The 16,528-nt window shown below is 45.8% G+C and carries 8 protein-coding genes; all 8 read right to left on the bottom strand.

Annotated elements, in window-relative coordinates; translation table 11 throughout:
* Positions 1 to 2: 2 nt before the first annotated feature.
* Positions 3 to 3,203 carry a SusC/RagA family TonB-linked outer membrane protein gene (locus G5B43_RS04885; RefSeq protein WP_165293597.1) on the bottom strand — a complete coding sequence of 1,067 codons (3,201 nt, stop codon included), beginning with the start codon at positions 3,201 to 3,203 and terminating at the stop codon, positions 3 to 5.
* 9 nt (positions 3,204 to 3,212) lie between these two features.
* On the bottom strand, positions 3,213 to 4,730 hold the full coding sequence (locus G5B43_RS04880; RefSeq protein ID WP_165293596.1) for a fasciclin domain-containing protein: 1,518 nt from the start codon (positions 4,728 to 4,730) through the stop codon (positions 3,213 to 3,215).
* Positions 4,731 to 5,141 carry a hypothetical protein gene (locus G5B43_RS04875; RefSeq protein ID WP_165293595.1) on the bottom strand — a complete coding sequence of 137 codons (411 nt, stop codon included), beginning with the start codon at positions 5,139 to 5,141 and terminating at the stop codon, positions 4,731 to 4,733.
* An 82-nt stretch (positions 5,142 to 5,223) separates the two neighbouring features.
* Positions 5,224 to 6,897 carry a fasciclin domain-containing protein gene (locus G5B43_RS04870; protein WP_165293594.1) on the bottom strand — a complete coding sequence of 558 codons (1,674 nt, stop codon included), beginning with the start codon at positions 6,895 to 6,897 and terminating at the stop codon, positions 5,224 to 5,226.
* Positions 6,887 to 8,389 (bottom strand): RagB/SusD family nutrient uptake outer membrane protein, encoded by a 1,503-nt coding sequence (locus tag G5B43_RS04865; protein ID WP_165293593.1) that lies wholly within the window; start codon positions 8,387 to 8,389, stop codon positions 6,887 to 6,889. The genes G5B43_RS04870 and G5B43_RS04865 overlap by 11 nt, the downstream gene beginning before the upstream one ends.
* A 17-nt stretch (positions 8,390 to 8,406) precedes the next feature.
* Positions 8,407 to 11,679 carry a SusC/RagA family TonB-linked outer membrane protein gene (locus G5B43_RS04860; RefSeq protein ID WP_165293592.1) on the bottom strand — a complete coding sequence of 1,091 codons (3,273 nt, stop codon included), beginning with the start codon at positions 11,677 to 11,679 and terminating at the stop codon, positions 8,407 to 8,409.
* 8 nt (positions 11,680 to 11,687) lie between these two features.
* On the bottom strand, positions 11,688 to 13,916 hold the full coding sequence (locus G5B43_RS04855) for a fasciclin domain-containing protein (RefSeq protein ID WP_165293591.1): 2,229 nt from the start codon (positions 13,914 to 13,916) through the stop codon (positions 11,688 to 11,690).
* A gap of 455 nt (positions 13,917 to 14,371) precedes the next feature.
* Positions 14,372 to 16,528 carry a RagB/SusD family nutrient uptake outer membrane protein gene (locus G5B43_RS04850; RefSeq protein ID WP_165293590.1) on the bottom strand — a complete coding sequence of 719 codons (2,157 nt, stop codon included), beginning with the start codon at positions 16,526 to 16,528 and terminating at the stop codon, positions 14,372 to 14,374.

Raw genomic sequence — 16,528 nt, 5'->3', positions numbered from 1 at the left:
TATTAAAACCCAGCCTTAATTCCCACTTGTATTGTCCTGAACTGTGGCGTCATCCCGATATCGATCCCTTGGCTATAGATCGAGCTGTTGGCGCTAAATTCAGGGTCGTAACCCAGATAGTTAGATACCGTAAACAAGTTGTTGACCGTCAGAAAAGCATCGAATGATTTTAGGATATCGTGATTAACCGGTACATGGTAACCAAAATTGATCGTGCGCAAGCGCAGGTACGAGCCATCTTCTATCCAGCGATCGGAGAACTCGGCATTGTGGAGTGGGTCACCCCAGTTGGCTCTCGGCATATTCGTCTGTTGTCCTTCCTCCTTCCAGCGGTAATTGGCGGCGATACTCTGGTTATGGTAGGAGGATACATTTTCTAAACGGTGGCGTGTGGCGTTGTAAACATCGTTACCCAACGAATAGGTAAACAGCGCGTGCATCGAAAACCGCTTATAGCGGAATGTCGTATGCAATGAGCCAAACCAGTCTGGATTCGGATTACCAATGACCACTCTATCCTTTTCGTCAATGATATTATCGCCATTCTGATCTATAAAGTGTACATCTCCTGCTTGAAATGGCAATAAACTTCCATCCGTCATTCGTCTGCTCAAACCGGTATTCGCGGCATCACGTGCGGTTGCAAATACACCATAGCTCTGCAGACCATAGAATTGGTTCGCTGCGCCACCTTCCGCCGTGATCATGCGTGCCCCATAGTAGGTTGTTTCAAACGCGCCGCCCGGCACTGTCAATACCTTATTCTGGTAGGTCGCCAACTGTACACCGACATCCCACTTGGTATTCGGTTTATTAATCAAACGACCGGTGATGTTCAGATCCAAACCGTTGTTTTGCATCGATGCACCATTGGTAAACGCCAAATCCATCCCTGTCTGTGCTGATAGGGCTTGATAGGTAATCATATCCTTAAAGCGATGGTTGTATAAATCGACCGATATATTTATCCGTTCTTTGGCTAACGATAGATCCAGTCCCAAATTGGCTTTGAAAGCACGTTCCCATTGCAACGCTGGGTTTCCGATATTCCCCCGGATAAGTCCCTGTATGCCTAGAAAATTCTGAGAAATATAATAGGTTCGGGCTGCATAGTCACCGATATCGTCGTTTCCTGATACGCCATAGGAAGCACGAAGTTTAAAGAGGTTGATAGCGTCGGCACGGAAGAAGTCCTCGGCAGAAACCATCCAAGCCGCATGGAGTGCGGTGTTAAGTGCAAAGGCATCTTTCCCGAGCTTCAGGGCACCTTGACTAGCTTCTGGGCCAAAACGTGAGGAACCATCGAGAGCCAGATCCCACCTTACCATATAACGTTCCTTATAAGCGTAATCGTGCGACGTGTACACGTTTAACCAGTTGGCATTCCCAAATCCGCCCCGGATCTGGCGTAGCAGATTGCTTCCCCCCGATACATTCACATAATTATCGTTTGCTGTATTAAAAGCCAGACCATAATCATATTCTGCATTGCGCTGTTGTACACGAAAGCCTATCCGGTTGCCTAAACGGTGATCTGTTCCGAACGTATTGTTTGCCGTAAAGTACGTATCATTAAACAACGCAAAAAGTTTCCGGTTCTGGATACCCGCTTGGTTTCGTATCTCCGCAGTAAGCTGATCTTCGGAAAACACCCCCAATTCCGGTAAGAAAAAATTCTCACGGCCTTTGTCATACACTAATCCCGCTACAGTACGCAAGGCATAACGGTCGTTGAACTGATAATTGAAATGAAGATTCCCGACGAAGCGGTAGCTTTGGTTCTGTCCTATGGTGTTCTCGCTGACCAACACCGCGGGATTACTCTGACTGAAAACATCGATATCGGCAAATACCGGTGACATATTGCCTTGCCCATCAAAACCATAAGGCGCCAAGAACGGTGATTTAATCAATGCCTGATATAACGGACTGGAATGGGAATCCACACCCTGGTTTCGAATATCATGCCGATTGTAGAAAAAAGAAAGATTGCTCTGCACCGTAAATTTCTCCGATAAGGTGAGATCGCCATTCAAACGCATGTTGTATCGGGTCAGGTTATCGTATTTTAACACGCCCCGATCATTGGTATAACCCGCCGACAGGGCATACTGTGCGATGTTATCGCCCCCTGCTACTTTCAGGTAGTAGTTTTGGTTTATGCTGTGATCCATCACTTCTGATTGCCAATCGGTTTCATTCATGTAGCTATAGCGCTCCGTATTTTCCGCATCGAGCCTATAATACGGTAACCGCGCTATAGAGTCCGCTCCTAAACCCTGCGTACTCAACAATTCCGACAAGTAACTCCTATAGCCTCTACTATCCATCATCGGCAGGCTTTTCGGCTTGTTATTGAATCCGGTTGTTGCTAGAAAATCAATCCGGGTAGCGAGCTCTTTCGCGCGGGCGGTTGTAATAAAGATGACTCCATTACTACCCTTGGTACCATATAGTGCCGAACCATCTTTTAACACGGATATGTTATCGATATCTTTTACATCGATGTTCGCCAGTCCCGACTCGCTGTAATTAGCGAGTAGCTCCGCACTATAATCCTCATCATCGTAAAGGACACCGTCCACGACCAGCAGTGGTTTGGATGTACCGTAGAACGAATTGATACCCCGAAGGGTCAGATTTGCACCAGCATTGGTTGTACCTGAATTACGCACTACATTCAAGCCGGCAATTTTTCCTTGCAGAAATTGTGCAGTGTTATCATTAGAAGTCGCTTTCCACTGGTATTTCCCTAAATCGACCGTTTGCACCGCCGCAACCTGCGACAGAACGCTTTGTTTTTCGTTAAACAAGACCGCTTCCTGACGGATAGGATTATAGCCTTCCTCATACAACCAAATCTCTAAATTCGAGTCTCCGGTTTTCGCAAACACGATTTTCTCCTGATAACCGGGCGCATTGATGGTTATTTTAGCCGTCGCCGAGGGTAGCTTAAGGGAAAACGTACCGTCGTCTTCGGTTATGGCTGCCGAGAATCCGACCACTTGCACATTGGCGCCGACTACCGGGGCGCCACTATCTGCTGCCCGGACCGTTCCAGAGACCGTTAACTCTTGCACGGAACCCGTTGTTATCTCCAGTTTTACGGGCGGTGCTACCGACCGTGCCTGCAACAACCCGCTCGATAGGCAAGTGGCTAATGCAGCACTTCCGATAAATAGTTTATATATCAATTGCATCATCTAATTGGTTTAGTTGGTTTTTAGTTTCGGCACAAAGCGTAAGTAATCCAGTACCAACGTGTTATTTCCATTTGCTGTAGTCGCTGCTCCTTGCAATACAGGTACAATCCGGTTATAGTCTGCCAAAGTAAATTCCCCCAAATAGACCTCGCTATAATTATTTTGCTCTACATTGGTATACGGAAATATATAAATGGGCTCTCTGACTTCCTGCTCTGGATTATCTTCGCTCGGACGCGTATCAAACTCGAAAATCCCTACCTGCTGCTGGAATACGTTCGCCTGTACATCATTCAGTGCTCGCCAGTATACATCATAAGTTGTGCTATACATCCGGGGGGTCTGATATGCCACCTGCAGACTGGAAACCCCATGGTTTTGGATCATGATATCGGTAAAAAGTTCGCCAAACGGATCTTTGCGTACCCGGTGGAACGTTCTTTCCGCGACCGAGGCTGAAAAGCCCCATGGTTCTTCTCCCTGCACATAGGTGTCTACCAACTTATTGACCACGGGCAGCGTCGATCTATCCAGAATATGCACCCAGCCGTTACTCAAACGTACCGATTGGCTAATCGCCGATTTATCCACCGGGAAGGATACTTCCGATGCGCTGAGCAGCATCGCCGGTAAATTTTCCTTGCTATATGCCTGCTTAAACAGCAGATCTTTTACAATTTCGTACTGACTGATCGCATACGAGGAATCGGCATGGTTCCGGTAGTTTATATACGGCAGGAACTGCTGTGCGTCTGCTGTAAAATCCGCATCCTTCAAGACAAAATACGTAAAACGTTGATTTTCGTCCCGCATATCGCCGACGTTCCGCAAAAACTCGTTGTTTAAATAATAATCTGCTGGATCTTCGACAACTGCTGTATCGTACAAGTTGTACGCGTTGAGGCTTAGAATAAAGGCATTTTGTGCTTCATCAGCGTGTTCGTTTAGGTATTCCCACAAGCTCTGCCGCGGCGTTAAGGCATCGGTAATCAGGTGGTATAGCCCGTCCGCACCTGCCTGATTTGTCTTGCTGAAAGCTACACCATCGATTTCGCTGTTGACGAAATCCAGGGTTTTTCCGCTGAGCATGGTCAGACGAACGGTATCCGCCGAGGCATTCAACCGATGGGTAGATACCGCAATATGGTTTTTCACAAAGCGTTCTAAGGCTTCTGCATTATTTTGGAGCGAAGCAGCTACCGCCTGCACGCTATTGTTGTCGGGCACAAAAACCGTATAGGCATTGTTCCCATCCAATACTTTGTCTACGCCCGAACTGTGTAGCAACTTCATAAATTCACTCGCCTCAGATTCCTCATCCAATCGCTCCAATAGCGGCTCGTTCGTCAGCCCCTCGTTCTCCCGGGCATGTTCATCCCAGGGGTCTGAGCAACCGACTTGCAGTAATAGGATACAGATGAGTCCTATTACTGGTGTTAATATATGGTGTTTTTTCATCATCTTCTTAATTTCATACTTATAGGAATCAATAGTACCATTCATTCCGTTCAAAACCGACGGTATCATTTAATTGGGTTGATATTCCCCAGAAAAATAGAAATAATGAGAAACATCTATGGTATTATATCCATTACTGAGAAAAAAATAAACAGGTTCAGTATCAGAAAGATAAAAACTGCCTGAATACGTTTTCGGCCCAGGAATAGTATGAGGTTGGTTCCAAATATCCCACCAATTAGGCCCCGCATTAGGCATATCGTAGAGTGCATAGGTATAAAATTCAGTTACTTCTGCTCCTGTAGGAGGGTTAACAGTAACTTCATACGTTATTGTACGTCCGTCGGAGAGCAACTCATATTGGCCAGAAAGTATGCCATCGCCGGTATCAAATATTAATGTATAATCATCATAATAAGTGACATATGGACTTGAACCCACCCACCACTCTATACGTTGCCCAAAGCTAATATTGCTCAATAATAATATAGATGCGATTGTTAAAAATATTGCTTTCATAATATAAATATTTTAAAATTTGCTTTTGTATCTTATTCTTCTTTTACGGATAAACGGCATTTCCCTCGGTATCAAACTGCGGATAGATTTGCTCTTGGTCTATCGGGATAAATTGAATGAAATCAACTAAAAAATTCGCATTCTGGTTGGTACTAGTTTCAAAACGTAGAATCTGCCTATCGGTAACGTCGATATCGACGATACCCACCATTTTACAGTTATAGTTATTACTGTTATAGCTAATGTGCTTTTTATAACCCAAACTTTCCAATTCACGCTCTGGCAAGTCTCGTATTCTATATTCTTGATTAGCTATGGATCTCGATAGTTTCACACCATTGATATATGTGTCGATAGTATTCCCACGTCCATTGTTAGAGATCGTTCGCCAGCCTACCCAAACCTTATAGCGTCCCCTCACCACAACAGGTGTTTTAAACTCAATCCAAGGAATCCAAGCGGTTCTCATCCGAACTTCAAGGACATCTCCATAAGCCGCACCTGCCATATTCCCACTTGCCGTACCATTATACCACAACTGCTCTCCTTCTGCTCCGCCCCACGTGACATCTTGAAAATAACCTTTTGGAATACTTAATCCTCCCCGGCGATACACCCCAGCTACTTTAAGCTCCGGTTGATCTGCCGGATCCCAATCCACACGGAAAGGTTGCCGTTGTTTAATATAGATATCGTCTTTAATATAATGCAACACTCCGTTTACCGTCGTGTTATCACTGGCTTCCCGGTCTACTTCGGCTCCTTCTTCTAATTGCCCAAGCCATTCCTCTTCGTTCAATATGATTTTCTCCCGGTCTACTTTGACCAAGAGTACCTCCCGCGGCACCTGCGTGGTATGTGAACTCGAAAACGCCAGGTCAGATACATACTTCAAATCCGGCAAGACATGATAAGACATGTGCATATACAAGCTATCTTCTGGATTTTTAGGATTTCCGGTATGGCTGTATTTGTCGACTAAATCTTGTATCGTGTTGAAACCCCGCTGGGCAAAAGCCGTATTGCTCACCGCAAGCACAGAGAAAAACTGTTCCGCTACCCGTTGATTGAGCAAGGCATCCAGACCAGTTAGGTGCAAGGCCTCCGCAAATAGACTGAGGTTCGGGTCGGCTTCAATTTCCTCCATCACCGTGTTCGTTACTTTCGTAAACACTTTATCGACACCATGTACCACGCCATTGCCCGTCCGGATATTCGGCATAATAATCTTCGATTCCTTGTTTAAGACGAAATAAGATTCCCCGTCAATATTTTGTACACCTGTGGTGATAAACATTCCAAAAACAGAGTTGCGCTGAATCTTGCCATCCCGAAACTGCCCTGTAGAAACGGTATCCTGCACAATATGCAGGTTAACCAGATCCTTCACGTCGCTCTCCGAGAGATCACCCACGCTACCTTTTCCCTCGCTTTGCAAAAAGTTCTGCATGGCACTGTTATTGGGTGCAAAAACCGTATACGTCCCCCAAGCATCCAAATAAGAAGATGCACCCGCCAGCTTAATGGCTTCAGCAAAGAGGTTGTAGTCTTCATGTTCCGCTAAAAAGCGGCTGATATTCGGACGGGTATCCGTTGTCTCCGTGAAATTCTCTTTTGTACAGGAAAATGGCAACCAGAGTACCGCTGCCAGCAACAGCAGACCTGTCATGTGGTATATCTTTCTCGCTTTCATCACTGTTATATCTTTAGTTTCCATAAAAAGGGTTTTGCTGCAGTACACCGCCACTACGTTGGATCTCAATAAAATAAATCGGAAGGTAATGGCTATCGACATCGCGGTATTTGCCCAGCATGGCTTGTTGCCGATCCGCCGGTGCATAATTCACGACCATACTAGTAATCAAATCGATTCGTTGGTAATTATTCCGGCGCGCATTGCGCAGCACATCAAACCAACGCTTTCCTTCGTACGCAAATTCCCGGGCACGTTCCTCGACGATAAACGTGGTGATGCCCTGCTGGTCATCCGGTGCGGGGTCTAAATCGGTGCCTTGCATGGCATTCCCACGTTCTCGAATCGTGTAAATTAAGTCTAAAGCCTCCTGTCCGCGGTTCAGGCCATTTAGCGCCTCGGCTTTCATCAGGAGTACATCTGCGTAGCGGTAAACCATCCAATGTGTATAGGATTCTTCCAGCGATTTGATCTGCGTCCGGTTTAGGCCATGGTACTTGTAGATCATATTGGTCGCGGTTGACAACGCACCCCGATCGCCGCGCACGTCAAAGTTTGTCGGATCCGCAGCATCAAATTGGAATAAATCTTCATATACATGCTGTCCGGCTGTGTAAAGGGCATTCAATCGGAATAAAGCATAAAAAGGATTCAGTTGCTGCCGGTCATACTGCAATTCAAAAATGCCTTCGACAGAGTTACCCTGTCCAAAAAGCTGGTTCAACCAAGTTGATGGATCGCCTGGTACCAGCTCATATATGCCGGCATCGATAATTTTATCGCAGGCATCTGCCGCTTTTTGAAATTCATCTTGCCACAGATAGGCATCCGCCAGCAGCGCGTTGACCGCGTAACGGGTTATTTTACCTTTATCTGCAGCGTTGTTACCAAACGTTTCACGCACCATCGGTTCCGCACGAACCAAGTCGTCTACTACCGCTTGCAGTACTGCTGCCTGCGGTGATTTCGCGATAGACACCAAATCTTCGTCTGACGCCGTATACGTTAACTTAATCGGTACATCACCCCAGATACGCGCCAAATTAAGATACATCCAAGCCCGGATTGCCAAGGCCTCGCCTACATAAGCATCTAGATCTGCTTGTGTAAACGTTGGATCAACTTCTCTGACGGCTGGCGCGTTGTCGATGACGTTATTGCAGTAGTTAATAATCTTATAGAACATCCCCCAATTGCTGAACAAATTGGTTGGCAGCATATCGGCAAAACGGTATTCGGTATACGTCTGTGGAGCGAATGTACTGATATCGACCATATCGGTACGGATCTCGGCATGCATAAACAGCTCCTGACTAAGGTGTCGATTGCCATAGATCGGTGTTATCAAGGATATATACAGTCCATTGACCGCAGCCCGTACCTGTTCTTTCGTCTTCCAATAGTCTTCGGCCACTACACCCTCTTGTGGCTTGAGCTCTAACCATTTATTACAGGAACTGAAACTCAGCAAGGCAAGTGCTAGGACGGAAATTGATTTTTTGAATATATGTATCATCACTATCTTCTTCTAGGTTAAAAACTTGTCGATAAACCGAATGTAAAGCGCATCGTTGGTGGTGTGCGCGAGTTGTCTCGTGCCAAACCGAAGATACCGCTCTGCATGTTGACTTCCGGATCCTGTCCGAGGTAACGCGTCCAAGTATAGAAGTTTTCGCCTGTTACGTATAAACGCAGATTACTCATGCCTATACGATCGATCATACTGCCTCGATTAAAGGTATAACTAACGGTTGCCGAGCGGAAACGCAGAAATGACGCATCCTGTACATATCGGTCCGACCCCAACCAGTTATATCCCATACCCATCAGTGCACGCGGCATATCCGTCACGTCACCCTCTTTCCGCCAGCGGCGTAATACGGCCGTAGACTGATTATCATAGTTCGTCATCTTTGTGGTGTGCATCAATGCATCGTTAATGGCTTCATACCCTAGACGGAAGTTGAAAAACAGGTTAATCCGCAAACTATTCTTAATCGTAATCGATGGGCCGAATCCGCCGGTAAACTTCGGATTGGAATTGCCGAGATAAACGATATCCCGCTCATCTATACTGCCGTCGTTGTTGATGTCGGCATATTTTGCATCCCCCGGTTGGAATACGTAATCTGTATATGGGTAATTAAACCGCATATACACGGGTTCGCCGTCCGGACCATAAATAGCCTGTCCGTTGCCATCTTTTGCAATAGTTTCCTCTAATGTGGAATACACCCCTTCGTACCGATAGCCGTAAAAAGAACCAATGGGATTATTAATCCGCAGAAACCGCTTATAATCGCCATTCACCGTTCCTGTTCCAGATTCGTTCACAAAAAACTCCGGCACTTCGCGGACTACATTCAGGTTCCGAGCGATATTGAAAGCAAAATCGACCATTAGGTTTTTCGAACGGTACGGAGTTGCATGGAGATTCAGCTCCCATCCTTGATTGTCCATCACGCCGTAATTCAACCAAATACTTTCAAATCCAGAGGTATTGGGCACGCCCAAGTCATCGAATAGCATATCGGTGGTGCGGTTGCGATAAAACTCCATATCCAAACGGAAACGGCGTTTCCACATTTCCAGGTTCAATCCCACATTGGCACCTTTTACCCGTTCGAATTTGAGATTTCTATACGCCATATTCGCCGGAACCGTTCCTGCTTCATCCAAATACGTCTGGTCATAGCTCACGATATTACTATAAAAGAGGTAATCGTAACGGGGTGCTTTCCCGGAATGCCCGTAACTTGCCCGGAAACTTAGCTCATCAATAAAGGGCAGATGTTCCATGAAGCGTTCACCCGAAACGCGCCAACGTGTAGAAATGGACGGAAAATAGCCGTAACGATAATTGGCTCCAAATTTAGAATTTCCATCGCCACGGATACCCACGTTCACGATATAACGGTCCAAGAATTTATATTGAGTACTAAACACACCGCCAATCGACCGCGATTGTCCTTCTCCTCCTCGCAACACTAGTTCGTTGTTCTGTGTCCGACCAGGATTGGATGGATCAGTCAATAAGGTAGAGGCCGTATTCGAAATCATTGACTCGTAACTCAACCCGCGAAAATCATCGGTCTGCCAAGAAAATAACATCTGCAGGTCATGCTTCATCTTGTCTCCCAGATTCGGCGTATAAATCAGGTTAGACTTGGTCTGAATTCGAAAATCATCGCGATCCGATTCCCCCGCACGGTTTACCACCGTCTCCGTATACGGTCTACCGGTTGCTAATTGCGGCAAGAAATTGTTCACCCGTGTGTTATTCATATCGAACATCACACTGAAATCAGAAAATAGTATTCCTTTAATCAGTTCATAACGCAAATTAAAGGTTGGTGTAATCCGTTCGCCCATGTGTTTATTATAGGCATATTCGGCCATTGCCGCCGGGTTATATGTGCCAGGATAAGCCCCTTGGATATTCCGATCGGGCGAAAAATACACCGGCATCAGATTGCCATACGGATCGTACTCCCACAAACTCATATTCGGCATTTTGATATAAGCCGCACCGCGAATATTATCCTGATTATCTTTCGAGTTGACATAGTTACGATCAGTTACCGTATGGGTATAAGCGATATCGGTACGGAATTTAATGCGCTCCGATATGTCGTAATCTAAATTTAATCGGGCTGCAATTCGATTTAAACCCGTTCCGACCGTTACGCCGCGCTGTCCCAAGTAACTCACCGAAGAATAATATCTTGCTTTCTCCCCTCCACCCTGTATAGAAAAGGTATGGTCGTTTGACAGACCGGTCTGGTTGATCGCGTTTATCCAGTCTGTATTCTGGCTGTAATTGTTATAGTAATAAACATCGCCTGGATCGTATTGAAACTCCTTACTGGCTAATGTGTTCAAAGGAAGCCCCGTTCGGTTCATATACATTTCCGGAATCAACGAAGAATATTGATCGCCGCTGAGCAGCGGGATAGCACTTGGCACAGCGGAAAGTGCGCCACGGAAAGAGTACCCTATCCGTGGCTTCGACATCGTTCCACGCTTCGTTGTAATCAACAGCACGCCATTGGAGCCCCTTGCCCCCCACATAGCGGTTGCGGCAGCATCCTTTAACACCGAGATGGTCTCTATATCCGCTGGAGCGACATTCAGTAACTGGGCATAGGCGTCTTCGTCGGCTGCTCCAAAGTTAAAATCACCGGGAATTTCAGTCTCATAGGGCATACCGTCGACCACAATCAAGGGCTCCGCACTACCGCTTAGGGACGAGGTACCCCGTATACGGATTGACATCCCAGATCCCGGATCGCCGGAATTGGCGGCAATATCAACGCCTGGCAAGCGTCCTTGCAGGGCTTCGTCAATCGAGCTTGATTGCATGTCCTGTAATACACTCGCATTAATGGTTGCTGTAGCCGTGGTTAAATCCCGAGCGGAAATATTCAACAACCCGGTATTAGGTTGAGCTCCACCGACACCGGTGATAACCACTTCTTCAATCTGGCTATCACTGGTACGCAACTCCATGTTGATCTGGTTTCTGCTGTTGATGCGTACGACCTGCGCGTTATAACTGATAAACGAAAAATTCAGGCGGTTCAATGCTGTAGTAACCGCTAGGGCATAGTTACCTTCTATATCCGTGGTTGTCGCAGCCACGGTTCGATTGTCGGCACTCAGTTCGGAAACTGTAACACCCGCCAAAGGTTGTTTGGATGTGGCATCAATTACTTTGCCGCGCACAATGTGTTGCGCGACCGCCGTTTGCCCTACACAGCATATCCAAAACAACAAAAGTGAAAAACTATATGTTAATTGTCTCATAATTTGGATTAATTGTTGTAGTTTAAGTATCCGTTCAGTTCATGTAACACAATGCGGTCGCTCAAGTATAGATCGGGCGTATAAACTGTCGACACCGTTCTCCCTTTTCTATCGACAAAGCGTAGGTTACCGACGGCATTCGATACATTGACCGTTAGCGATTCATCGTTTTCGTCTTTCATCAACGTAATAGCGGATAGAATATCTTGGTTACCGTCAGGGGCAACATTGACATTGGTCAAGATATGGTATTTAATAAAACGCTCTATCTGGAATTTACCAACGATATCTCCCGTCGCTGGATCGGCTGGTAAGACACCATCATCTATAGCCTGTTGTACCGCGTCGTTATTCGGCATTAATAAGGTATATGAGCTCCCCCCCGCTACTCCGGTTATCACCCGGTCGTTTGCTACGTAGAGCGGTGATTTTGAGACGTATTCCCAGAATTTGCTAACATTCGGGTTCTCCGTGGCAATACGAGCCATTGCTTCGCCCGCTGTTTCATTCGAGAATTCCAAAAGATTGTCTACATAATAAACACGTCCGTTGTTTCCAAATTTCGCTGTTCCTACAATGTGTACAGGCTCTTGTAACCGTTCATTGCCTGCTGCGTAAATATGACCGTTTTTCCATTTGATAAATTCCCCTGGCAGTGCCCGATCCCCTGTTTGGATAAAGCCTTGTGTATTATTGATATTTGCTAGTTCATCATTCGGGGTTTCGACGATATGTGAATATAGCAAGCGCGCTAGACGGGTCTGTGTCTGTCCATGTCCCATTGTATTTCCATTACGGTCTATCCACGACCATTCACTCAAGCGTTCGTTGTAGGAATAGCCCAAGCTGCTCAGCAAGCTGTTGGAAAACAAGAACAAGGTAAAATTCGTTCCCGGATTGATAACAAGCCGTTTGTGTTCGCGCTCCAACAACATTAACATCAGGGAGTATTCGGGATCGAGAATCACATGTCGATATACCGTATTGAACAAATCAGATTCCTGTATCTTACTTGTCCCATAAAAGAACCCGTTGCTCACCATTTGTTTATCGGTAATATCGGCTTTGGTAAAGCGGGCCGGTTCTTCGTGTAGGTTGGTTTTCGTGGAGAACTGACTGGGCCATACCGCACTTTGCCATAACATGGTGTTGATGAAATCCGCCATAACGCCTTTGGGTACCCGATTCAACGTTTTGTAATGTTCCAGAAACACATTACGTATCCAGGGCTCTATGACGTCATTGGTTGGGATGAACATACTATAGCCATCTTGCTGTCCGTCATTATCCTCCTCCTTGAGAAAGTTCTCATTGTTTGGCGAAAAGGCTAACAATGGATCATACACTTTGATGTACACCTCTTCTACTTGTCCTGTCCGATATTCGTAAGTTTTACTCGCCGTAGGACTATATTCGTATGTCACGAAAAACTGGTTGAGGATAGAGTCTCGAAAGAAACTATACTCATCATGCTCTTTCAGATACTGATCCAAACTCGGACGCGGCAATGTCACTACATCCACTTCATGTATTACCCCGTTTTCCGCAATAATATCGGCTTTAGCGACGGAACCGCCCATGAAGTGAAAATTTGACGCTGACGTGGATGGATGGAAGAAACTATAATCATCAGCAGAGAGACTATTAAACTGTCTATACTTTTCGTGGAAATAGGTTACATATTTATTATTGTTGTCGCCGTCTACATAGTAGGGTGTTCCGAAGTTTACCGTCACATTATTTCGGTTCGACTCCCCAACAACGATTTCTCTTTCCGTTCCATTAATCTTCACTTTTTCTTTTCGGAAACCATCATAATAAGCTGTACGCCTCCGGAATCCCATCCCTTCTTGCCAGCCCAAATTTGACTGGTAATCAGCAATACGATTGGTTTGGAAGGCATTATAGACTAAGGCGTATCGGACGATCTGTTCGGCAACGGCATCCGGCACTTCTTCTACTGTCGCATAGTTGTGCGCTTGCAAAAAGCGGCTGACTGCGTCGTCATTTGGTGCAAAAAGTGTCCAATATCCAGCCTGATTAAGCGTCTGCATATAGCCCGCTTTTTCAATTAACCGACGGAAATGGGAAAATCTTCCTTCTTCCTCCAGGCGGGTATATATCGGTGATTCCAAATCGTCCGGGCGGCTGTAGTAGTCATCGAAAGCTTCTTTCCGACAGCTTAGGCAAAATGCCGTAAACAGCCCCAATAAAAAGATTAATTTGTAAAAACGCATACCATAGTTTTATAGGTTTATCAAAATTTAAGTTCTACTGCTGTAGATTAGTTTTCGTGTTTGGCTGACGCCATTACCGTGTAGGTCTGCACACTGTCGTTAGCGCAAATGTCCTCCAGGTCAGTATGTCCTTATCATCCTGTTTTAGATCCGTGCCTCGGCTCGGGCAACATGTTATTTAATTATTTCTTCGGTTTTTAGTATAGTTTATCTTATATGCTTTCTTCTTCCTAATTATTGTTTATTGTTAGTACTTCGGCTTTTAATTGTTTTATATATCAAATATATTACACCTGTTCTGAAGCGGCAACCTGCGGCATCCTGCTATCATCGATCTGGTCATGTACACGGCACATGTTATCCAAGACGGTCGGATGGAAGACTTTGTTAAGCAATAATGAAAAGGGCCGTCTCTTTGATAGGAGACAGCCCAAAATCCCTCAGAAAAAGAGGTATTAATATCCCGGATTTTGATAAGCTTTTCGAGCAGCTCCGTCCAACGGCGTACCATTTTGATCCGTAAGCCGAACTAAAAAAGCATTCGGCCACGGTCTAAATGTATGGTGTTTCTGCATCTGTCCTTTTCCGTTTCCATCCTGACCGTTTCCGTTTGCCGTATTGCTCGCCACGGGCCACAGCCCCATCCGGTCTGAGGCCATCTGGTTATAATACACTGTGCGTTCATACAGGATACCGGCATTATGTAAATCTTCCCAAGCTAGTCCCTCCGATAAAAATTCCCTTGCTTTTTCGTTATAGACGAAATGGACAAACATGTCTGCTTTTGACGTAACAGTCGGCATATAGTTTTCTCTTTGAGCTTCCGGCGTACCCGGCGTGAAATGGTTTTGCGACACCATGATCTTATCAAATGTTGTGGAAACACTCTGGTAGGGTGCTTGCCGCTCGATTTCTGTTAGCTCCTGCGCTTGGGCTTCCCATTCAACAAGGGGTTGGGGGCGTGGTTCCCCAGCCTTAAATGCAGCGCGCCTACGTATCACATTGATATCCGCTACTGCCAATCCGTAGTCGCCCTTACGGCCATAAGCCTCGGCGCGAATTAAAAATGTCTCCGCCAGACGCATTAAAATCGCATCCCGGGTACCTTGTTCGCTATTAAAATTAGATTCATCGGAACTTCCTCCACGCAAAGGATCCACGTGTTTCTTTGAAGAAAGATAAGGAGCCGGTGCTCCCGTTGCGAGTCCCAGATTAGAGCCATCAATAAATAGTCGATAGTAGTATCTTCCTGTCACGGCAGAGCGAACCCATCGAACGATGAACTGATACGGTTGGCTATAAACCATGGCCGAGTCGAGCGCGGTTTCTTTTGTATTTTCAACATAAATAATAGCCCGTTGATTTTCTTTAATACGTTTTTCACCAGCTGAGACCGTAGGTGCGTCGGCTGGCTTATGGGTATTCCACCAACTAGCTGCTGCTGCATTCCAAGTATATGAACTACTGGTAGCATTTGGCATATTGCTGATATACTCGTGACGAAATGTCTTACTGTAGCGCGAATCGTACATCCGGTCTTTAAAGTTGTCATACCCCCAATCGGTAGGTTTAAATGTACCAAATGGTCGACCGTATAGCATGGATCGCTGCACACCCGACTGATTGGTATAGTTACCGGTATGATAATTTACCGATCTGTTGCCAAAGCGCGTATGGGTAGTTGGATTAACGTCAAACTGCGCAGACCACAGAATTTCTGGATGCGGATTCTTCTCTGCGACAGCCGGGTCAAACAAGGCCCAATAATCCGGTGCAAGGCCCCCTTCTCCGCCGGCCAGGTTAATCACCTCGCTGGCAAAATAAATACAGGAGTCCAAATCTGTGCTGACGTTACCTTTATATAACATCTTCAAATGAGGTTCCGAACTCGATTGAAAGCCCGCCGCCTGCGCGCGGTTGAGGTAAACCTTAGCCAAAAAATGTCCCGCTGCCAGCTTAGTAATGCGGCCGCGATCCGATTGCAATGGCGGAAGTTGCTCATAGGCAAAGCGTACATCGGTAATGATCTGCTTATAAATATCCTCTAAGCTTGCTTTTGGATAATAATAAATACCATCGTCTTCTCTTCTTGCGTTGACCAGCAAAGGGACATCTCCCAACTGATTAGAAACCAAATAATAGGCCCATGCACGCAAAAAACGGACTTCTGCTTTTCTATTGTTTCGAAAAGTCTCATCAGAGCCAAATTTGCCGGGTGCGACCTGATCGATCTGCTCAAGGGCCAAGTTACAATTATTGATATGCGGATAGGCTCCCATAGCCGCAAAGTTACTATTTACCTCACCTAAAAAGTTATTGATATTGCCTGCGATACGGCTGACATCGGTACCATATTCAGCACTGGCGTACCGCGCTACAGGCGCGGAAGCCGTTTGATACGTATCCGTTTCCGTCTCAATAAGCCGGGCTCCACTGCCGTCCCACTCGTGTTTATTTCTAGCATATACATACAGTCCATTAATGAGGGCTTCCAATCCGCCTTCATCGTTGTAAAAATCCTGCGTTAAACTGGAGACCTGCCGTTCATCCAAAAAGTCTTTACAGGAAACAAACATACTGCCTATTAATAATCCAATTATATATTTTTTCAT

This window comes from Sphingobacterium sp. SGR-19 (genome assembly GCF_011043555.1).
Taxonomy (GTDB): domain Bacteria; phylum Bacteroidota; class Bacteroidia; order Sphingobacteriales; family Sphingobacteriaceae; genus Sphingobacterium.
The sequence above is the reverse complement of the archived record's forward strand: the minus strand, read 5'-3'. Positions and strand labels throughout refer to the sequence as shown.